Source organism: Ensifer sp. GW821-FHT05G01 (assembly GCF_059419585.1).
Genome location: NZ_JBWKSC010000019.1, coordinates 96,314 through 118,030 on the forward strand (window position 1 = coordinate 96,314; position 21,717 = coordinate 118,030).

Consider the following 21,717-nt stretch of genomic DNA (forward strand, 5'->3'; position numbering starts at 1 on the left):
AACACACGGTGCTTTAGTTACCGCCTTCAAGGCTCTTGAGTGCTTCCCGATCCGCATGCGATACGAACTCGCATGCAAGCAATGTCTTGCCCGGGATGGCATCACTTTCACGCGCAACGACCGAAACGATTCCCATGTCCGCCGTCGGCTGCTCGGCATCGGGCAGAACCCGCGCATAGCCCTTGGTCGACGTGCCGAGAATGCTGCTTTTTTCAGGTTCCAGCTGGTAGCGAGCCGCCAGCTCATCTGCACGCGCCCCTTCGATCAGGACGCCGACGGAGCTCCCGGCAAAGACAACCTCATGGGTCTTGAAACCGTCCTGCCCGATGTCGGACGGCAGCTTGTAAACGTATGCCGTCAGCAACGATGTGTCGGGTTTCGCCAGCTTCTCGGCGGCGTCATAGAGTTCGGTTGCCGATTGCATCGTGTAGGGCGGCTTGCAAAGGGCACCATCGTAGAAGGCTGGGGCGTTTCCGGAGGCAAAGGCTGCAGCCGGGCTCGACAGGGTGGCAATGGCGGCTGCCGGCAGGAAAATTCTTGAAAACAAACTGATAACTCCAATTGGCCGGTGATGGGAGGGCTTCCGCGTACGGGCGCTCTTCGATCGGGAGTTGCAGGCATGGTCCAACGCCGACAAGGATTCAACCGGCCATCCACCAAGATCACAACATTCCTGAGCCTTGCTGCCCTCGTTTCCACGGGTCAAACCGTCGCAGCCCGGGAGGACGCTGCCGTTGACGGCTTCGTTCGCGCGCCGTCCGAATTTGCCCTCACGAACAGGCGCGAGCGCTTTCTTTGCCACCGTTTCGAGCTCGCCGGCCAACGCCGTGTCGTTGCCCGCTGGCGCTGCTTGCCAGCAGTCGAAATGCGACATGACGTGCGACAAAACGGGACACGCCATATTTTAACTTGATTCTTTCACTCATGTTTCAGTACAAGGCCTCGCATTGATTTTATTCAATTCTCGAGGGGTCGGGCATGGGGACTGCAACAACATTCGAACTTCACAACCTGGCGAGCAAGCATCGCCGGGCACTGTTGACCGGCGTCGCCGCCTTGACATTGGCGCTGCCGGCGCACGCCCAGGCGCAGGACAAGACCGCCCGGCGCGTGCAGGAAGAAACGCCGCTTGAGCGCATCGTCGTCACCTCGACGCGCGGCGCAAAAAAGGTCCTCGACGTGCCGCAGTCGATCTCGGTCATCACCCGCGAAGAGATCACCGATCACAATGTGCGCGACATCCAGGACCTGGTTCGCCATGAGCCCGGTGTCAGCGTCAACCGCACCACCTCGATTACCAACCCGTGGGGCCAGCTCAACAGCTTCACCATCCGCGGCATGGGCGGAAACCGCGTACTTTTGACGGTCGACGGCTCGCGTGTGCAGGAGGGCATCACCGACGGTAGCCGCGACTTCTTCGACATGAGCAATTTCAAATCCGTCGAGATCGTCCGCGGACCGAACTCGGTGCTATGGGGTGCCGATGCGCTCGGCGGTTCCGTCATGTTCCAGACGCTCGATCCCTCGGATCTTTTGACCGACCCGACCAAGCCCTGGGCCGTCGAGGTCAGGACCGGCTATGACAGCCTCGACAACAGCTGGCGCAAGCAGGTAACGGCTGCCTACGACTTCGGCGACATCGAAGTTCTCGGCAGCTACGGCCAGGTCTCGTCAAGCGAAGCGGAACTCCGCAAGGCGCGCGCTGACGGCGGCATCTGGGGTTGCTCGCGCCTCTACATCGGTTGCGACCGCCTGTTCCCTGCCGACACCGACGTGGACAACGCGCTTGCGAAGGTCGTCTGGACACCGGACGCGCAGCATACGTTCAAGCTGACCGGGGAGCTTTTCGGCCGCGACACGCGAGTGCTGCAACTCTATGACATGTCGGCCTCCGCCACCGGGATCCCATCGACGACGGCCTATGTGAACGACCCTTACGTTCGCGACCTGGAGATGAGCCGCAAGCGCATTTCGCTCGAACATGATTGGCAGGTCGGCGCAGCGTGGCTCGACAGCGTCAACTGGAACCTCTCGTGGTCACCGCAGAAGCGCGAGACCGATAGCCGGCAGCGCCGCGTCTACTCCAACCGCATCCAGCTGCATGACCAGTACCGCAACTACAGCGAAGACTTTCTTGAAGCCGATATCCAGATGAAGTCGTCCTTCGACCTGGGATCCACGCACCACACGTTGACCTACGGCTTCGACGGCGACCGCACCAAGGGTGACTACGCCGGTATCAACAGGACCTACAATTCGCTGACGGGCACAACGACCACGGCGATCAACCAGGGCTTCAGCTTCCCACGTGTCGACACCGAGCGTGCCGACTTCTACCTTGAGGACAGCATCGAGTTTCTAGACGGCCAACTGACCGTCAATCCCGGTGTTCGTCTTGCGCACTACTCGATCGATCCGACGGGTGACGCCAGCTATCCGGGCCTGCCGGGTTTCCGCCCGCAAAAGCAGGAGAATACCGAACTTCTCAAGCGGGTTGGTGCCATCTACAAATTCGACGATACCTATTCGGCCTATGCCTCTTATGGCGAGGGCTTCAAGATGCCGACGTCGGCGCAGCTCTTCCAATCCAGCGTCGACCCATTCACCGGCAGTTCGCTCGTGCCGAACCCCAACCTGAAGCCGGAATCGGTCGACAGCTACGAAATCGGCTTCCGTGGCGAACTGGATCGCGGCTATTTCACCGTGGCAACTTTCTATGCTGACTACACGAACTTCATTCGCGGCTTTCAACCCATCACCGTCACGGGTCCTGGCGGAGTCCCGGTCGTTGGTTACACCTCCAACAACGTCGAAGACGTGGCGTTGTGGGGGATCGAGTTCGGCGGCGAATACGAAGTTCTCGACTACACGACAGCATCGGCGAACATCACCTGGAGCAAGGGGCGTCAGCGCACATCTGCCGGGGCGGCGACCACCGCCTTCGATGGGGCCACGCCGCTCACCGCCGTCCTCGGCCTCAAGCATGAACTGCCCGATTACGGCCTTCAGTTCGAAGTCTTCGGTACGTTCGCAGCGGGACGCACGCAGAACAGTGATCCTGCCGACTATCTGGTTCCGGGCTACGCCGTCTTCGATGCCTACGCGAAGTGGACGCCAAGGGAAAACGTCGAGTTGACGGCCGGCATCGAGAACATCTTCGATCGCCGCTACTTCCCCAACACCCTCACTGGCTATGATCGCGTCCCCGCATCCGTCGCCACAGCCAACGTCAACCCACTCGAGCTGCAGACCGCTCCGGGCCGGGTGTTCAAGCTCGGCGCAACTGTGCGCTTCTGATCGACGAGCAAGGCATGCGCGGCAGCGGCCGCGCATGCCCCTCTTTCCCAAGGCAGGAGCGCAGCATGTTCAAGATCGCCGGCCAATTCCGGCGCCTCATCGGCCTCTGCGTCCGCTCGCCCGGCGGCAAGGTCAATCTGGCGCTGTTCCTGCTCATCACCGCGCTGACGCTCGGCAGCGTCTATGCCAGCGTGCGCCTGGTCGAATGGACCGGCGCCTTTTATTCGGCGGTCGAAAAGGTCGATGCACCTGGGGTCTTGAGGCAGATCGGCATCTTTGCCACCATCATCGCCTTGAATTCCGCCCGACATCTGCTGGCAGAATATCTGCGCAAGATTCTCGAAATCCGCTGGCGCCGGACATTGACGGATATCGCCATCGACCGTTGGACGGCCAACAAGGCCTTCTGGCATCTGGCGCAGGCCAAGACCGACAGGATAGACAACCCGGATCAGCGTATCGCCGAGGATTGCCGGCTGTTCGTCAGCGGCATGCTCAGCGAGACCCTCGACCTCATCTCCCGCGTCGTCGGACTGGTTTCGTTCATCGCCATTCTCTGGGGCCTTTCCGACTTTCCCCTGTCGCTTGCGTTCATGGGCATCGACCTCGAAATACCGCACTACATGGTCTGGGCGGCGTTTCTCTATGTCGCGGTCAGCAGCGGGCTGACGCACCTGCTCGGCCGGCCGCTCAAGCGCCTTTTCTCCGAGCAGCAACACCGCGAGGCCGACTTCCGCTATGCGATGGCCCGATGGCGTACAAGCTTTGACGAGGTTGCGCTTTCGAACGGAGAAGACGCCGAAAAGCGGATATTCCGCGCCCGCTTCGACGCGCTTGCGGCGAACTGGAAGAAGCTGATCACCCGCGAACTGATCCTCGGCGGCTTCACCTATCCGTTCAATCATTCCGTTCTGCGGATACCGCTCTTCGTCGCGCTGCCGGGCTATCTCGCGGGCCATGTCGCCTTTGGCGGATTGATGCAGTTGAGCACCGCCTTTTCGCAGGTCGTAACAACGCTCTCCTGGTTCATCTTTTCCTATCGCGACCTTGCCGACCTCGTCGCCACCGCCTCGCGCCTGGATAATTTCATGCAGTCGGCAGCCGCAAGCACCGGCCCTGACGCCCGCATTCACCGCTTGGGACGAAGCGATGTCTTCCGTCTGAACGCCCTTTTGCTCGATACGCCCGATGGCCGCAGCCTTCTGACCATCGAGGATCTGACGATCAGCACCGGCGAGTGCGTCTGGCTGCGCGGTCCATCCGGCATCGGAAAGACCACCTTGCTGAAAGCCGTTGCCGGTCTCTGGCCACATGGCACCGGCGAGATCAGGCGGCCGCAGGAAGGCTGGATGTTCCTGCCGCAGAAGCCTTACCTGCCACTTGGCACGCTGCTCGAAGCGACCGCCTATCCATCTGCGGTCGAAAGTTTCGGCGAGGAGCAGATCCGCGCTGCACTTTGCGACGTCGGACTGGAGCATCGCATGGCCGATAACGGGGCTACCAGTCTCGAAGCGCCCGAAGGGCTGTCCGGCGGAGAGCTGCAGCGGCTGGCCATCGCCCGCCTGCTGCTACACGCGCCGCGCTGGGCGATCCTTGACGAGGCGACGGGCGCGCTCGACGCCGCGGCCGAGGCGAAACTCCTGTCACTGGTCCGGCATCGCCTGCCCCAGACCGCGTTGATCCTGATCGCCCATCGCGCGCCACAAATGTCTTTCGACGTCCGAGCCATCGACCTGATGCCGACACCAGCCTTGGCCGCCGCTTAGCAGCACAACCTATCCCGTTCCCTTCCGCAACCGTGAGACAACACATGACAGATTCTGCCTCCGCAACCCGCCGCTACGTTCTCGAAACACCTGATACGGTCGTGCGCAGACTGCCCGATATTGGCAAGCTGATGATCATCGGCAAACGCAATGGCGTCACCCACGAACGCATCGGCCCCGTCGAACATGTCGAAGATGACGGCGCCTTCCTTGTCTGTCGGGGACAGGATCATGACAGCCGCCTCGATCCGCGGCTTGTTGCGACTGTCGTCATCGACACGTCGAGCGTCATGCAGGAACAGGTCTATCCGCGGCTCGATTTCAACGGCGCCGATGGGGAACCCGTCTTCAGCATCGTCGGCTTCGGCGGCCTCGAACCGTTCGAGACAGCCCTTGCCGGTCTTGCGACCGAGGTCGACCCGGTTGAACGGCCAAAGGCCGAGAGAACCGAACGAGCCGACGTCGCCACGGATGATCCAGGCCTCGCGCCGCTCAATGCGGCACTCGCTTCAGCCGAGACCATCGTCATCGCCTTCGATCAGCCCGGCTTTTCCCAGCGCTGGAGTGGCGTCGTCCCGAAAGTGAGCCCCGCCATGGGCTTCATCAATGTGATGACATCAGACTTCCATCTTCATCTGCTCGGCGGCACCGTCTCGCGCTGGCAGGAAGAGGCGACCGAAGACGAGGTCGTGCTTGTCGCATACGGCAAGGACGAACACCCCACCGGGCTCACCCTTCGCGCCAAGACCGCTGCGGCGTTTCGCCTGGCCAACTGATCGAGGATACGGCGTTGACTACAATCGAACACAAGCCGGGCACATGGATCGTGCCCTCGACCGGCGAAGAAATCCGCCACAACGACCTGATGAACGGCCTGTCCCGCAAACAGGCGGTGCTTCTCGGCGAGACGCACGACCGCTACGACATCCATCGCTGGCAGCTTCACGTCACGGCCGGCCTTTACGCCCACAATGCCAACCTTGTCGTCGGCTTCGAGATGTTTCCGCGCAGTACCCAGCCGGTCCTCGACGCGTGGGTGGCGGGAAACCTTTCCAATGCGGAGTTTCTCGACAAGGTCGGCTGGCAAACCGTCTGGGGATTTCCGGCTGATCTCTACATGCCGATCTTCGATTTCTGCCGGCAGTTCAGGATCCCGATGAAGGCGTTGAATTGCCGGCGGGCGCTGGTGACGGAAGTCGGCAAACTCGGCTGGGAGGCGATAGCACCCGAAGACCGCGACGGCGTCACCCCGGCAAAGCCGGCGACGCCGGCCTATCGGCAGTATCTGTTCGATATCACCGGCGGCGGATCGCCGGCGCGGAAAGCCACTTCGGCTGAGGACCCTGCCTTCGACCGCTTCGTGCGGGCGCAGCAGACCTGGGATCGCGCCTTTGCCTGCAACATCGCCGAGGCGCATGCTGATGGCGGCGCGCTCGTCGTCGGCATCATCGGGCGCGGCCATCTGGAATATGGTCACGGTACGCCCTACCAGCTGGCCGATCTCGGCTTCACGGACGTCGCCGTGCTTCTGCCCAGTGATCACGAGCAGATCGCAGCCGAGCAGCACGACATGGCGGCAGCCATGTACCGGCTGCCGCCGGTCGAGCACGCGGTGGCCAAGCGCAATCGCGACGAGGTGTAAACGCTTCCGCCGTGCCGTCGGTTTCCCTGTCGTTCAACTGTTACACCCGGGTGCTACTCGCCGCCTGCAAACTCATCCGCGGTTTTCGGATGAGGCCCAAATTCAGGAGCGTGCCACCATGGTGCAAGACAAGCCGGCGACAACGAGACATTCCTTCAACCTCAAACGGCGCACAGTCCTGAGCGGCGCATTGGCCTCGCTCGTCTGTGCGCCGTTCGTCGCGCGTAGCGCGGCTGCTCAATCGAGCTCGGGTGAACTTCGCATCAGCGCATGGGCCGGTTACATTTCTCCGGAAATGCTCGCAGCCTTCGAAAAGGCGACTGGCATCAAGGCGAGCTACACGCCCTACGGCACCAACGATGAAATCCTCAGCCTGATGAAGGTCAATCAGGGCGAGGGTTTCGATGTCATCTGGCCGGCGCTCGACCGTGTTCCGAACTATGTCGAAGCCTCGCTCGTTCAGCCGATCGACGAAAAGCGCGTCGAATGGGACCGTTGCATCGAAAGTGCTGTGAAGAGCTCCGAGACGCTCGGCGCCGTGGTCGAGGGAAAACGCTATCAGGTGCCGACCGACTGGGGCACGGAAGCCATCGCCTTCGATACGCAAAAGGCACCGCTGACATACGGCACCGCCTCCTACAGCGATCTGTGGAAGCCGGAAATGGCTGGCAAGGTCACCGTCCGCGGCCATTCCGCTCTCGTCGGCCTGGCGCTGTGGCTCGAGCAGCAAGGCAAGTTGCCGAAGCCATTCCTAGAAAGCTTCAAGAATCCGGAGGCCATGCGCGCCAACTACGATGTCGTCCTTGAGGAGGCTCTCGCCCGCAAGGCCAACGTCGCACAGTTCTGGTCGAGCCAGAACGAGGCGCAGGGCGCGTTCCGCACCAACGGCTGTATCCTCGGCCAGACATGGGATTCGACAGCTGCCGGCCTGAAGCAGGAAGGCATGCCGATCGGCTACATCGCGCCGAAGGAAGGCGCGCTCGCCTGGATGGAAGGCATTTCCCTTCCGATCGGCGCCAAGAATATCGACCAGGCTTATGCGTTCATCAACTGGATGCTGACGCCCGAGGCGGGCGCCATGTACGCCAGCCATGCCAAGGTCAACACCACTGCCAAGGGCGCAGAAGCGCTGCTTCCGGCCGATGCCAAGGCTTTCTTCGAAACAGCCTACCCGGCCGACGCACTCGACAAGTTGTGGTGGTGGCCGGTGCAGGAGAGCTGGTTCGTCGAACTGCGCACCGAGTACCAGGATCGCTTCCTCAGCGCCTGACGGTTTTCCGCCGAACAACACGTAAACCGAAGCGCGCGAGCGTGACACGCATGCGGTTGGCGGCGCTGGCCTTGAAGGCAAGCGTCGCCCGTCTCCTCATCCCCGGGAATATCTGCTGCCATGACCAATACCGTCAGCCTGCTTGACGTCGAAATGCGCTTTGCCGCCAGCCTGGCGATCCGGCGCATGTCCCTCGAAGTCCGGTCGGGAGAGTTCTTTTCGATCCTCGGCCCGTCGGGCTGCGGCAAGACCACGCTGTTGCGCATGATTGCAGGCTTCCTGCAGCCAACCGCGGGCAGGATCGTCATCGACGGTCAGGACATGCGCGACATCCCGGCCAACCGCCGCTCGACCGCGATGATCTTCCAGTCTCTCGCGCTCTTTCCACTCATGCCGGTCTGGGAGAATATCGCCTTCGGTCTTGAAGTGCGCGGCATGAGCAAGGCCCGCCGACGGCAGGAAGCCGAGCGCTTGCTGGAACTCATCGCGCTGCCCGGCTATGGCGAGCGCATGCCGCACGAATTGTCGGGCGGGCAAAGACAGCGCGTCGCGATCGCCCGCGCGCTGGCGATCGAGCCCAAGGTGCTGCTTCTCGATGAGCCGCTATCGGCGCTCGACCTCAAACTCAGGCAGCGGATGCGCGCCGAGCTTCGCGATCTCCAGAAACGCACTGGCGTCACCTTCATCTACATCACCCACGATCAATCGGAAGCACTGGCGATGTCCGACCGCGTCGCGGTGATGAGCGCCGGCGAGTTGCAGCAAGTGGGCGAGCCGCTTGAACTCTATACCAACCCGGCCACCGCCTTCGTCGCCGAATTCGTCGGCGAGAACAACATCATGTCCGGCACCGTGGTCGACACCTTCGGCGATTACGCGGTTCTTGAAGGTGCGCACGGTCGCTTTGTCGGACGCCGCAGTGCGAACCTTCAACCCCAGATGAAAGCGCGCCTCTATGTTCGGCCGGAATCGCTTTCTCTCAACCGCCAGGAACCCGAGAACCGTCTGACGGCGGTATCCAAGCGTTTCGATTTCGAAGGTGCTTTTGCCACCGCGCACGCGGTCGTTCCGCATGACAGCGACCCGCTCAGCGTCCAGCTGGCAATTCCCCATCAGCATCTCGGCGAGGCGCCCGACATCGGCACGCCGTTCGTCGCCGGCTTCTCCCGGCAAGACGCGGTCGTTCTCGCCCATGAATGAGATTACCCAACGTTTCGGCAAGCGTCTGGGTGGCTGCTTCGTTTTGCTGGTGCTTTTCTGGCTGGCCGGTCTCGTGCTCGTTCCCAACCTGACGATGCTCGACTTCGCCCTTCGACCAAACCTGCCTGCCGCCCAGCTCGGCGGCCCGAAGGACGGCTATTCGCTCGACAATTTCCTCTACCTCTGGAACCATCCATCGCATGGCTGGATCTTCCTGAAGACCGTCTGGTCGAGCGCGCTCGTGACAGTGCTGACATTCGTCATCTGCTATCCCATCGCCTATTGGCTGGGGCAGGTTTCGACACCAAGGCAGACATCGGCCCTGCTCGTGCTTTTGACCGTGCCCTATCTGATGAACGAGGTCCTGCGCGGGCTCTCGTGGTACATCATCCTGGCCTTCGACGGTCCGCTGAATGCCGCGCTTGTCCACCTCGGACTGCTTAGCGAACCCGTCCGGTGGTATGGCGACGGCGGCGTATTGGCGGGCATGGCCTATGCCTATCTGCTGTTCATGCTCCTGCCGATCTACAACGCCGTCAGCACGCTTGATCACGCACAGATCGATGCGGCCCGCGACCTTGGCGCCGGAACGGTGCGCATCCATCGCCGGGTCGTCCTTCCCCATGCCAAGGTAGGCATCGCGACCGGCTGCGTCTTCACCTTCATGCTGGCCGCCGGAAGCTACATGGCGCCGGCGCTGCTCGGTGCACCGGGCAGCCGCTGGTTCACGCAGCTGATCTACGACTGGTTCTTCGAAAGCGGCAACTGGAACCGCGGCGCGGCCTATGGCGTCACGTTGCTGGTGCTATGCCTCATCGCCGTCCTTGGGATGCTGCGCCTTTTCCAGGTCAACCTGACGAGTGCCGTCAAATGACAAATGTGAGCACACCAGCTTCAAACCCTGTCCGGCCGATCTCTGCAGGTCGCCTGAAAACCCGGGCGTCTCGCGTTCTCGACGGACTGCCGCGCCTCGCCTTCCGCCTCTATTTTGCGTTCTTTCTTACCTATCTGCTGCTGCCGCTGCTGATCCTGGCGGCAGCGACGTTCAACAGGAGCAGCTTTCCGACAATCGTTCCCTGGCTTGGGACGACCGACATGTGGATCGCAGCCCTGTTTCGCGACGCAGAAATGCTGAAGGCGCTCGGCAGTTCCGCCGTGATCGCGGCCGGCGTCATCGCCATCTCGCTGCCTGTCGGAACCGCCGCCGCCCTGGTGCTGACCAGCCTGCATGGCCGGGCCCGCAACATCCTCTATGCGCTGATGGTGTCCCCGTTGCTCACACCTGGCGTCGTCATCGGTATCGCCACTCTGTTGTTCTGGCGCAAGGTCGGCATCGGCGGCGGCGTTGCGCTCAGCATTCTTGCCCAGTCGAGCTTCATCATCTCGTTCGTCATGTTGATGGTGGCAGCCCGGCTGCAGCGCTTCGACAGAACGATGGAAGACGCGGCCCTCGGCTTGGGCGCCTCCCGCATCTATGTGTTTCGCCGAATCCTGCTGCCGTTCCTGCGCCCGGCGCTGGTGGGCGCATGCTTCATCGCCTTCCTTCAGTCCTTCGAGAACTACAACACCACGCTCTTCGTTCGCGGCACCGAAACGCCGCTGACGATCTTCATCGCGTCGAAAGTGAGAGCGGGCCTGACGCCGGTCGTGAATGCACTCGGCCTCGTGATGATGATCACCACGCTTGCTGGCGCGATTGCATGGGAGGTCATTCGGCGTCGCAAGCGCATTGCGGCAGGACCGGCAACGTAAACGCATCGCCTCCCTTCCCGGGCGGCGGCGCGGCACGCCGTGACAGCTCGAAGGCGGAAGGGCGGCCAAGACACTCAATCAGACACAATGGAGAATAGCCCTTGAAACACGGTGCTTTCGGTGTTGGCATCTCGGCGAAAAACCGGGCCGGCGACCTCACGACCCTCGGTGAAGAGTTGGATATGATCGAGGCGCTGGGCGTCGATCTCATCGAACTGCCGACCTTCGACTACGACCTCGTAATCGGTGGGAGGGTCAGGGCGCCCCAGCTTTCCGCCTTGAAGACGGCCTGCGCGGGCCGCGCCGTTGCCTATTCGGTACATGGTCCTTTGGCGATCAACCTCATGGACGGACCGACAAATACGCCGCGCCATATCGAGGTGCTGGAAGCGTCGCTCGATGTCGCCGCCGCCGTCGGCGCTGTTCACTATGTCCTGCATTCCGGCCTGACCCATGAGACCCAGGCGGCGAAAATCGAAGATGCCTATGCCCGCCAGCGCGAACTGCTCGCCGAGGCAGGCGAGCTTGCCCGGGCGCGCAACCTGATCATCTGCGTCGAGACCCTGTTCGAGTATGATGGCTGGAAGCATGCCTCGAGCCCCAAGCGGCTGGCGCAGGAGATCGCGATCGTCGACCATCCTCACATCATGGCGACAATCGATTTCAGCCACAGCTACATCAAACTGGATGCCGACGGACGCAGGGAAAGCTTCGTGGAGGAGATTGCAGCGCTGGCGCCTGTCGCACGCCATCTGCACGTTCATGACAGTTTCGGCCGCCAGGACGATCTCTGGGCCTATACCCAAAGCGAACGCCTGGCGTACGGAAACGGTGACCTGCATCTGCCGGTCGGATGGGGTGACATTCCCTGGACGCAGCTCCTTGAGGCGTGCGAGTTCCCTGAAGGCGTTGTCTTCAACATCGAACTCGACCCCCGTTACTGGTATGCCGCCCGGGAATGCGTCGACATCACACGAGGACTTGCCGGAAAAGCCCGGATCGCAGGGCAACAGGACCGAAGCAAGGTCGCGTAACGAGGGGTAAACGTGGAGGAGGTGCAGCACAACGCATGGCTGATGTGTTGCGTTGCACCGAACCGGTCCACTGCCGCCGCTTGGCCGCGGGATGTGCGACAGTTCGAACGTGGCAAAAGACTGAGCGGACAACCCGCTCGAAGGCCGTCACGGCTTGCCCGGATTGCTCAAATGCCGCTGCGCCATCAGCGCCGCTTCAACGCGGTTCTTCGTTCCGAGCTTCACCAGCAGCCGGCTGACATGGAACTTGACGGTCTTGATCTGGACACCCATTTCCTCGGCAATCGCGCGATTGGTGTAGCCGCGACCGAGCAGGCGGAAGACGATCTCTTCCTTGGGCGAAAGCGCATCGATCAGCTTGCCGGCCTTGTGCTCCTCCGTCCTGTTGCGGATAACGCCGAAAAGCCGCATGCCGAGATTGGGCGACATATAGGACCGCCCCTCGGCAACCGCGACGATGGCCGCAACCAGCTCCGGTGCGGGCGTGCCCTTCAAGACGTAGCCGGCGGCTCCGGCGTCAAGCGCCTCGAGCACATCGTCGTCTTCCTCCGAGACGGTCAGCATCACGACCTTGGTGTCGGGCCACCGGCTGGTGATATCGCGCGCGGCCTCGATGCCGTTGCCCGGCATGGAGATGTCGAGCAAGGCGACATTGGGCGACAAGCGCTCGACAAGACCGAGCGCTTCCGCCTTCGTGCCGCCCTCGCCGATCACCGAGAGACCTTCCTCCAACCGGAGCGCCTGCAGCACACCCATACGAAACAGGGAATGGTCGTCGACGACGATGACCGAGGTCGTTTCACTCATCAAGCATTCCCCCTCCAAGATCGAGCGTCATGGTCAACACCGCGCCTGCCGGCCCCGGTTCGAACTCCAGCGTGCCGCCGAGGCTTTCGACCCGTTGGCGCAGGCCATGAATGCCAAGCCCACCATCGGCAGTCCCTTGTGGAGCAGGTTCGCCCGGGCGCCTTCCGCCGTCTCGCACGCTCAGCTTCAAGATCGCACCATCGATGTGGCAGGTCACCCGTTGATCGTTGCCGGAGGCATGGCGGTGGGCGTTGTTGAGCCCCTCCTGGACGAAGCGATAGGCGCAGGTCTTGATGACGGTCGGAAGGGCGATGCGGGCGCCAGACGTCTCGACGAGAACGGTGGTAGCCGTGCGCGCTTCGTGCAGCTTGACGGCGCGCGCGACGACCTGCTCCAGATTGAGCCTGTCGATGTCGGGCAAAAGCAGCGAGCGGGCGATCATGCGGATTTCGTGCAGTGCCTCTTCCAGGGTCCGGCCGATCGCCTCCAGAGAATGCTCCCGCTCTCCCTTGGTCTTGGCGCGGCGCGCCGGTTCGATCTGCAGGACGGCAAAGCCGATGAGCTGTGCCGGCCCGTCGTGAAGATCGGCGCCGATGCCGCGGGTCAGCTTCTCGTTGAAATCCGTCAATCGCAAGGAGGCCAGGCGGGCGCGGTCGCGCAGCATACGGATTTCTTCCGACACCCGCTCGGCCTCGTCGGCGCGCTGTTGAAGTTTCCGGCGTTGTCGCTCGATCGTTGCACTGCCGCGATGCACGATGCCGAACAGGCCAAGCATGATCAGGGCGGAGGCACCTGCGACGATGATCCAGCTGCTGAGCCGCACCTCGAAGATTTCCCGGTGCAGAAGCTCGGTGTCCTCGTGCACCTCGGCAACCGCGACGATCGCCGCGCTGTCGGCACGACGCACCGGGCTGTAGATTTCCAAATAGCGCATGCTGAAATTGCGAAGCGTGTGCTCGTCGGCGCCCAGGTCGGCATACTCGGAGGCAACCTCGCCGCCTAAGGCCCGCACGAGCCCCGCCGGCGGATTGAAGCGGCGACCGATCAGCTGCCGGGTTGTGGAATAGGCCACCGTCCCGTCCGGGCGCCAGAGCTCGAAATAGGGAAAGCTGCTGCGGAATTGCTCGTCGGCGAAGAGGTGGTCGAGTTTCACGATCGTCGCCGGTGACAGTTCCTTTGCCTGGTCCAACTCCTGGGCCATCGGCTCCAGGATGCTCTGCATGAAAAGTGCTGTCGATGCCGCCCGATCGTGGGCGGCGTTCTTGGAAACCTCTTCGGAAATCAGATAGCCGGCGACCGCGGCGGCAACAAGGATGAGCACGCTGCTCGCCAGCAGAAACTGGACAGACAAGGTCTGTCGGCGGAACCAGGCGCCTGGCAACGACCACCGCCCGCCCGCCACCGGATCAAGGTGCCGCTGCTGTGCCGGAGTATTGCCCGCCATGCCACCCAGAAGATCAGTCAAACTGCGCCGCTCCCTCCTTCGGGTCGTGCGCGAAGTCGAAATTGTCCGCGCACGAAAATCAAGACGCTGCCTTGCTGGATGATGATCGCAGTATTTTCATAAATTGAAAGAGCGTCAGCGAACAACATCTTAGGGTTGGAATATATCTGGACCTAAGTCCAGTATCCCCTGCGGTCCTATTCTACCTGCCGCGCCGACACTGGTCGGACTGCCGGTGCGACATTCGTCGGCAATTTCGCCCGACTTTGCGACGTTTCTTTCTTCGCCGTTTCCTCCGAACATCTGAGCATCAACACGAAGGTCCTGATCAAGAGATCGGACAAGAAGACGATTTGCAGCCGACGGGCGCAGGCGACGCCTGCCCGCCGGGCGGTGAAACTTTGGCAAAAACCGGCGGGCGCGGCTGCGTTACGGCCGACGGAGGGGAAAATGGTACAGCTTAACCGAAACGACCTCGACTTCATCCTGAAGCAGATCAAGATCGCTGAGGCGCACACGGCCGCCATCGAAGGCGGCGCCGACCCCCGGACAGCGCTCGAGCAGCTGGTATCAAGCCCGCTGCTTCCCTACGGCCTGCGCACCGTTGACGGCTCGTATAACAACTTCCAGCCGAACATGACGCATTTTGGTTCTTCGGACCAGGTGATGGCCCGGCTGCTGACACCAAATTATGCGGCCGCAGAAACCAACATCCGCAACGGCCTGCCAACCAGCTACGCAGATCTCAGCGGTTCGGTCTACGACAGCCAGCCGCGCATGATATCCAACATCGTGGCCGATCAGTCCCTGAACAATCCGGCCGCCATTTCCGGCGCACTTGCCTCCGTCGGCATCACCGGCTCGCAGGCACTGCAGATCATTGGCGAGGTGATGCAGTTGCAGGCGGTGGCCCGGGCCGCGCATGCAGCCGTCGCCGACGCTGCGGCAGACGCTGATGCCGCCGTGGCTGCTGCCAACGTTATCGTCGCGAATGCGCAAACCGCGCAGGCCATAGCACAGTCCGCCTTCGATACGGCAGCGGCCGGGCAGGCAGTCGCCGCACAGGGCCTCGGCGCCGCCAACGCGACGCTGGCGTCAGCCGTCGCAGCACGCGATGGACATGCCTCCGTCGTCACCGCGGCCCAATCCGCCGTCGCCGCCGCGCTCGTCGCCAGCCAGTCCGCTGCAGCTGCGGCCGCCGCCGCGGAAGCGTCCAAGAACATTGCGTTTGCCAATCTGGGCCTCGCCCAGCAGGCCGAAGCCAATGCGCTCGCCGCCTTCCAGAATGACCCGAGTCCTGCCAATGCCGCAGCCTATGCGGCGGCTGTCGATGCCCGTGAAGAAGCACAGATCGTTCATGCCCAGGCCGTCGAGGATCATGAGGATGCGGTTGCTGTCCTTGGCTCGGCTCAGTCGGCACATGCCGCGACGATCTCCGTCCTCCAGGACGCCATCGCCGAGCAGCAAGTGCTGTCCAACGCAGTCAACGTGGCCCAGGCGGAGGCTGCAGATGCGGCAACCGCTCTTGCCAATGCCGATGCGGCCTTGAGCGATGCGAACAACGACCTCGCCCAGGCAAACGACGCCCTTGCCGACGCGATCGAGGCGCGCGATGCCATTCCGACTGACGGCGCCGCAACGGCAGCTGCCGTCGCTGCCGCAGCGGCCGCCGATGCTGCCGTGATTGCCGAAGTCACGTCACACGGCGTGACGATGGACGGCGACAACGTCTTCATCAAGAACATTGCCGCCGACCTTGGCGACACCGCCTCCTTCAACGGGTTCATGACGATTTTCGGCCAGTTCTTCGACCACGGCCTCGACCTCACCGCCAAGGGTGGCAGCGGCAACGTCATCATTCCGCTGCAGCCCGATGACCCGCTCTACGTGCCGGGCAGCCTGACCAACTTCATGGTTCTCACCCGCGCGACCAACGACGCCGTACATGCCGGGCCTGACGGCCAGGTCGGGACGTCCGACGACATCCGTGATCATCGCAACGAAACCACGCCCTGGATCGACCTCAACCAGGTCTACACCTCGAACCCCTCGCACCAGGTTTTCCTGCGCGAATATGTAATGATCGGCGGCAAGCCGATGGCAACCGGCCAGATGCTCGAAGGCGCTACCGGCGGACCTCCGACATGGGCCGACATCAAGGCTCAGGCAAGAGAGCTGCTCGGCATCGAGCTCAGCGACCTCAACGTCCACAGTGTGCCGCTTCTCGTCACCGACCTTTATGGCGAGTTCGTACGCGGGGCGAACGGCCTGCCGCTGATGGTAACGACGGCAGGGCCGGTCGAAGGCAATCTCGCCGATCCGCTCGATGCCCTGACCAGCCTGAGTGCCGGCCGTGCCTTCCTCAACGACATTGCCCACAATGCCGTGCCGAGCGCCCCGATCGACCACGACCGCAACCCGACGACCGCGCCGGTGGCCGTGCTGCCGGATGCCGACAATGTCACCGGCAACCCGATCATCCCGAACCAGTTCGGCTTCAACCTCACCTACGATGACGAGCTGCTGAACGCGCATTTCATCGTCGGCGACGGCCGCGGCAACGAGAACATCGCGCTGACCGCGACTCATTCGATCTTCCACAGCGAGCACAACCGCCAGGTCGACGCCATCAAGGCGACGGTGTTGGCCGAAGGCGATCTGGCGCTGCTCAACGAATGGCTCCTGGTCGATGTTACAAGCCTGCCCACCGACCTTTCTGGCTTGATCTGGGACGGCGAGCGCCTCTTCCAGGCGGCCCGCTTCTCCACCGAAATGGTCTACCAGCACCTGGTCTTCGAAGAGTTCGTCCGCGCCGTTGCCCCGCAGATCGATCCGTTCGTGTTCTCGCATTCGGTCGAGATCGACGCGGTGATCTACGAGGAATTTGCTCAGGTCGTCTATCGCTTCGGTCACTCGATGCTCGCCGAGAACGTCGAAATGCTGAAGCTCAGCAACAACGCGGCAACCCCTGAAGAAGTCGGCCTGATCGATGCGTTCCTGAACCCGGTGATCTTCAACAGCGCGGGTGTGGATGCTCATGCGGCGTCCGGCGCCATCCTGCGCGGCATGACCCGCCAGGTCGGCAACGAAATCGACGAATTCATGACCAGCGCGCTGCGCAACAACCTCGTGGGCCTGCCGCTGGATTTGGCGGCACTCAACATGGCCCGCGCCCGAGAAACCGGCGTGCCCTCACTCAACGAGGCCCGGCGGCAGATCTACGAGCAGACGAACGACACCTACCTCAAGCCCTATACGAGCTGGGCCGACTTCGCCCAGCATATCAAGAACCCGCTCTCGGTCGTCAACTTCATTGCCGCCTATGGCACGCATGATGCGATCATCGGCGCCACGACCGCGGAAGCCAAGCGCGACGCCGCCTGGGATCTGGTGTTCGGCGTTGCCGGGGAGACAGCCGCCGAGCGTCAGGCGCGCCTTGATTATCTCAATTCGACTGGCAGCTGGGCGAACACGGAGACAGGCCTCAACAAGGTCGATTTCTGGATCGGGGGTCTTGCCGAAGCGCTGATGCCGTTCGGCGGCATGCTCGGCTCCACCTTCACCTACGTCTTCGAGCTGCAAATCCAGAACCTGCAGAACGGCGACCGTTTCTACTACCTGAGCCGCACACAGGGTCAGAACCTGCTGAACGAACTGGAAAGCGACAGCTTCGCCGACCTGATCCGCCGCAACACCGACACCGAAGAAACCGGCCTGCATATCAACGGGGCCGCGTTCCAGACAGCCGACTACATCATCGCGATGGACCAGTCCAAGCAGTACAACCAGGGGATCGGCAGTGCCGACCCGACCGGCGAAGCCGACGTCATCTCTGCTATCACGGGCACAACCTCGCTCGTCGTGCGTGCGGCCAACTATCTCCGGTTTACCGGTGACCAGCACGTGGTCCTCGGCGGGACCAATGCCGGCGAAACACTGATCGGCGGCTCCGGCGACGACACCATCTGGGGCGAAGGCGGCGACGACCGTATCGAGGGCGGCTTCGGCGTCGATCACCTGCATGGCGGCGATGGCGATGACATCATCACCGACAGCGGGACCGATATCGGCGCGGCCGACGTGATCAAGGGCGAGGGCGGCGACGACATCATCAATGGCGGCATGGGCCTAGACCTCGTCTTCGGCGGCGACGGCAACGACGTTCTGGCCGGTGGCGAAGACCAGAAGACGCTGTCGGGCGGTGAAGGCAACGATTTCATCCGGGCGCCCACTGGCGGTGGGGTCATCCTCGGCAACGAGGGCGACGACTGGATGGAAGCCCAGGGCAACATGACGACGCTCACCGGCGACAACTCCGAACTGTTCTTCAATTCGCGCATCATCGGCCACGACGTGATGATCGCCGGCGAAAACGACACCGACTTCGACGGTGAATCCGGCGACGACATCATGGTGCAGGGCATCGGCATCAACCGCTCGAACGGCATGGCCGGCTTCGACTGGACGTCGTTCCAGAACAACGACTATGGCGCCGATGCCAACATGAACATCAGCATCTTCGTCAATCAGCAAAACAACATCGTCCGGGACCGCTACGACCTGGTCGAAGGCCTGTCGGGCTGGGATCACAACGACCGGCTCACCGGCCGCGACGTGGTGATCGGTGGTTATGATCCGAACGGCAATGCGGCACAGGTCGAGCCCGATGCGCCGATCGAAAGCTTCTCCAACGCGCTTCTCGAGAAGAACGTCGACCGGATTGCCGGCCTGCGCGACCTCGTCGCTCACCTGCAACGCTTCGAGATCTACAATCCGCACAACCTCGATGCCAACGGCAACCCGATCAATCCGGCAGGCGAGATGCTGCTTGGCGTCATGGATACATCCGACGGCTCTGATATCATCCTGGGTGGCGGCGGTTCCGACATCATCCGCGGCATGGGCGGCAACGACATCATCGACGGCGACAAGTGGTTGAACGTGCGCATCCTGGTATCGCCGGATCTGTCCCGCGGCCAGATCTGGACGCCGTTTAGCATCGACTCGATCGCCGACATCCAGGCGCGGCTGTTCTCCGGCGAGATCAAGCCGAAGCAGTTGCAGGTGGTCCGGGAAATTCTCGACGGCGGCAATGAAGGCGATGTCGACACCGCCGTCTACTACGACGATTTCGCGAATTACGAGATCACGTACAACGACGACGGCAGCGTCACCGTCTCGCATATCAACCCAACGGTCGGCATTGTCGACCCCGAAACCGGCAGGAACCTCGAAGCCGAGGGCACGGACCGGCTCTTCAACATCGAACGCATCCAGTTCGCCGACCGGGTCCTCGACCTTCGTTTGCCGACCGTGGACCTGCATGCCTTCGAAACCCAGAACTATCGCGATCAGTTCGCAACGGCCAGCTACGCCAATTCCAACGGATCCATCCCCTGGACCACCGGTTGGACCGAAGCGAACGACCGGGCAGGCAATGAGGCAACCACGGGCGAGATCCGCATCAGTGCCGGCCAATTGGAATTCCGGCAGGATACAGGGGTCGGCTCTACACCCGCCGGCGCATCGATCACTCGCAGCGTCGACCTGTCGACCGTTGGCAACGGCACCGCGACGCTGAGCTTCAGCTATCAGGAGGCCAACCTCGACAACGGCGAAACGCTGCAGGTGCAGTATTCGACTGACGGCCAGAACTTCACCACGCTGCAGACGCTCAACAGCACCTCCAACAACGGCACGGCGAGCCTGACACTGACGGGGCCGTTTACCGCCACCGCCGCAATCCGTTTCCTCTTCAGCGGCGTCGACGCCGGCAACGAAACCGTGCGTATCGACAATGTCAACGTCCAGTTCACCCGCCCGATCGACGATGGATCGACGGGCTGGACCAGCACCTTCGTCGAGGATCAGGCCGCAGTCGGCATCTCGAGCCTCGCCGGAATTGCGAGCAACGAGCAGATCGTCTCCGCAATGGTCGTCCTGACCAACGCTGCCGCCGGAGACGTCCTGACGGCCACGACCGGCAATGGCCGCCCGGCCGGCATCTCGGTCCAGCAGACAGCCGCCAATGGCCAGATCGTCCTGCAGTTTTCGGGTACGGGAACGGCTGCGGATTACCAGAGAGCGCTTGATGCCGTCCGCTTCGAAAACACCTCTGAAAACCCCAACACGACGCCCCGTTCCATCGCGGTGACGGTCAATGACGGTATTCGCAACAGCGCGGTCGCAACCGCCACTGTCAATGTCACCGCGGTTCAGGATCCGACGGTCGCCAACGATGACAGCATCGTCACGAACGTGGCGCGCGGCACGGCGATCATCATTCCGGAATGGGCATTCCTCTATAACGACGTCGATCCGGACAGTACGCTGGACGTGACGGCAGTGTCCAACGCGAATGGCCTCACGGGTGTCAGCCTCGCCACCAATCCCGGCTCGGTGACGCTTACCGACCCTACCAATGGTGCGGCCGGCGGGCAGTTCACCTACACGGCGACGGGAAGCAACGCGGATAACGCCAACGTCTCGCTTGGCTATGACACGGTGGGCACGATCACCGGTGGCAACGGCAGTCAGATCCTGGTGGGCAACGATGGCGCCAACACCTTTAACGCCGGTGCCGGCAACGACGTCATCCTCGCCGGCGGCGGCGACGACATCATCGACCAGACCAGCAACGAGGGCCGCGACATCGTCGATGGCGGAACCGGGAGCGACACTTACCGCCTGTCGGGCGCGCAGGGCGCAGAACAGTTCCGCATCTATGCGGTCACCAACGGCCAGAATGGTGGGCTTGCGGCAAGTCTCAACACCGCATTCCTCGCCTCGACGGAAATCGTCATCACCCGCACAGTGGCGGGCGTCGAGACCGTTGTGGCCGAACTCGACAACATCGAGGAAATCGTCGTCGGTAATCTGAACGTGACCGCCAACAACGGCAACGGCGCCCCTGACGGCGGCAACAGCGGCACGGACACGATCCAGGTCATCGGCAATTTCGACAGCACCAGCCTCAACTACTCGACCATCACCATTGAAGGCTCGAGCGGAGATGACATCGTCGACATTTCCAGCCTCACCTCGGCACATCGCATCGTCTTCCGCTCGAACGGCGGGCGCGACACCATCGTCGGCACGCTTCGTCCGCAGGACGTGGTCGAGATCCCGGCAGGTGCCGATCCGGCAAGCTATGTGGCGACCGACAACGGCAACGGCACCACGACGCTTTCGAGTGGCCAGCACACCATCACCTTCCACGGTGCTGCGCCGACCCTGGTTCCGGTGAACGACGATGACGATGATGATGGAGACGACGACACCTGCGGCTCTGGCTCCGGCGACGGCGACGGCTCTGGCGATGGGGACGGTGGCGAAACACCGTTGCCGGTTGCGGCGCGCACGCTGATCGGCACGTCTGCTGCGGATGTTCTGCTCGGTGGTGCTGTTGCCGACGTGCTTCTGGGCGGTGGCGGTAGCGACATCCTGTCGGGGGATGCCGGCAGCGACGTGCTGCGCGGCGAGGACGGCGACGATGTGCTGTCGGG

13 protein-coding genes are annotated in these 21,717 nt (G+C 62.5%); 10 read left to right on the forward strand and 3 right to left on the reverse strand.

What is annotated here, in order from left to right; translation table 11 throughout:
- Nucleotides 1-13: 13 nt before the first annotated feature.
- Complete coding sequence (locus AC07UR_RS32550; RefSeq protein ID WP_210264513.1) at nt 14-547, reverse strand: hypothetical protein; 534 nt, start codon at nt 545-547, stop codon at nt 14-16.
- A gap of 431 nt (nt 548-978) precedes the next feature.
- Here AC07UR_RS32550 and AC07UR_RS32555 point away from each other — a divergent pair, with 431 nt between their 5' ends.
- The 9 genes from AC07UR_RS32555 to AC07UR_RS32595 all read left to right on the forward strand — a co-directional run bounded on the left by AC07UR_RS32555 (nt 979) and on the right by AC07UR_RS32595 (nt 11,961).
- Complete coding sequence (locus tag AC07UR_RS32555) at nt 979-3,297, forward strand: TonB-dependent hemoglobin/transferrin/lactoferrin family receptor (protein ID WP_209793074.1); 2,319 nt, start codon at nt 979-981, stop codon at nt 3,295-3,297.
- A gap of 65 nt (nt 3,298-3,362) precedes the next feature.
- A complete protein-coding gene (locus AC07UR_RS32560; protein ID WP_209793076.1) occupies nt 3,363-5,063 on the forward strand; it encodes an ABC transporter ATP-binding protein/permease in 1,701 nt (566 codons plus the stop codon).
- Nucleotides 5,064-5,107: 44 nt separating this feature from the next.
- Entirely contained in the window at nt 5,108-5,839 is a 732-nt protein-coding gene (locus AC07UR_RS32565; protein ID WP_209793078.1) for a hypothetical protein, read from the forward strand.
- Nucleotides 5,840-5,853: 14 nt separating this feature from the next.
- The gene (locus AC07UR_RS32570) at nt 5,854-6,705 is read left to right on the forward strand and encodes a ChaN family lipoprotein (RefSeq protein WP_234942076.1); all 852 of its coding nucleotides are present in this window, start codon (nt 5,854-5,856) and stop codon (nt 6,703-6,705) included.
- A 118-nt stretch (nt 6,706-6,823) separates the two neighbouring features.
- The gene (locus tag AC07UR_RS32575) at nt 6,824-7,975 is read left to right on the forward strand and encodes an extracellular solute-binding protein (RefSeq protein WP_173421154.1); all 1,152 of its coding nucleotides are present in this window, start codon (nt 6,824-6,826) and stop codon (nt 7,973-7,975) included.
- A 120-nt stretch (nt 7,976-8,095) separates the two neighbouring features.
- Nucleotides 8,096-9,175, forward strand: coding sequence for an ABC transporter ATP-binding protein (locus AC07UR_RS32580; protein ID WP_209793080.1), 1,080 nt, complete (start codon nt 8,096-8,098; stop codon nt 9,173-9,175).
- On the forward strand, nt 9,168-10,049 hold the full coding sequence (locus AC07UR_RS32585) for an ABC transporter permease (RefSeq protein WP_209793082.1): 882 nt from the start codon (nt 9,168-9,170) through the stop codon (nt 10,047-10,049). The genes AC07UR_RS32580 and AC07UR_RS32585 overlap by 8 nt, the downstream gene beginning before the upstream one ends.
- Nucleotides 10,046-10,927, forward strand: coding sequence for an ABC transporter permease (locus AC07UR_RS32590; RefSeq protein ID WP_209793084.1), 882 nt, complete (start codon nt 10,046-10,048; stop codon nt 10,925-10,927). Before AC07UR_RS32585 ends, AC07UR_RS32590 begins: the two co-directional genes overlap by 4 nt.
- 101 nt (nt 10,928-11,028) lie before the next feature.
- On the forward strand, nt 11,029-11,961 hold the full coding sequence (locus AC07UR_RS32595) for a sugar phosphate isomerase/epimerase family protein (RefSeq protein WP_209793085.1): 933 nt from the start codon (nt 11,029-11,031) through the stop codon (nt 11,959-11,961).
- 147 nt (nt 11,962-12,108) lie between these two features.
- On the opposite strand, the gene AC07UR_RS32600 is transcribed toward AC07UR_RS32595, so the two are convergent.
- Both AC07UR_RS32600 and AC07UR_RS32605 read right to left on the reverse strand, forming a co-directional pair.
- Nucleotides 12,109-12,768 (reverse strand): response regulator, encoded by a 660-nt coding sequence (locus AC07UR_RS32600; protein WP_173421159.1) that lies wholly within the window; start codon nt 12,766-12,768, stop codon nt 12,109-12,111.
- A complete protein-coding gene (locus AC07UR_RS32605) occupies nt 12,761-14,233 on the reverse strand; it encodes a sensor histidine kinase (protein WP_209793086.1) in 1,473 nt (490 codons plus the stop codon). Before AC07UR_RS32605 ends, AC07UR_RS32600 begins: the two co-directional genes overlap by 8 nt.
- Nucleotides 14,234-14,662: 429 nt before the next feature.
- On the opposite strand from AC07UR_RS32605, the gene AC07UR_RS32610 reads away from it, so the two are divergent.
- A partial coding sequence (locus AC07UR_RS32610) for a peroxidase family protein (protein ID WP_494700480.1) occupies nt 14,663-21,717 on the forward strand: 7,055 nt, incomplete at its 3' end.

Coding starts and splice junctions, on each gene's coding strand:
- AC07UR_RS32565 (WP_209793078.1), top strand. CDS start 5,108: ATGACAGATTCTGCCTCCGCAACCCGCCGCTACGTTCTCGAAACACCT.
- AC07UR_RS32600 (WP_173421159.1), bottom strand. CDS start 12,768: ATGAGTGAAACGACCTCGGTCATCGTCGTCGACGACCATTCCCTGTTT.
- AC07UR_RS32575 (WP_173421154.1), top strand. CDS start 6,824: ATGGTGCAAGACAAGCCGGCGACAACGAGACATTCCTTCAACCTCAAA.
- AC07UR_RS32590 (WP_209793084.1), top strand. CDS start 10,046: ATGACAAATGTGAGCACACCAGCTTCAAACCCTGTCCGGCCGATCTCT.
- AC07UR_RS32560 (WP_209793076.1), top strand. CDS start 3,363: ATGTTCAAGATCGCCGGCCAATTCCGGCGCCTCATCGGCCTCTGCGTC.
- AC07UR_RS32585 (WP_209793082.1), top strand. CDS start 9,168: ATGAATGAGATTACCCAACGTTTCGGCAAGCGTCTGGGTGGCTGCTTC.
- AC07UR_RS32555 (WP_209793074.1), top strand. CDS start 979: ATGGGGACTGCAACAACATTCGAACTTCACAACCTGGCGAGCAAGCAT.
- AC07UR_RS32580 (WP_209793080.1), top strand. CDS start 8,096: ATGACCAATACCGTCAGCCTGCTTGACGTCGAAATGCGCTTTGCCGCC.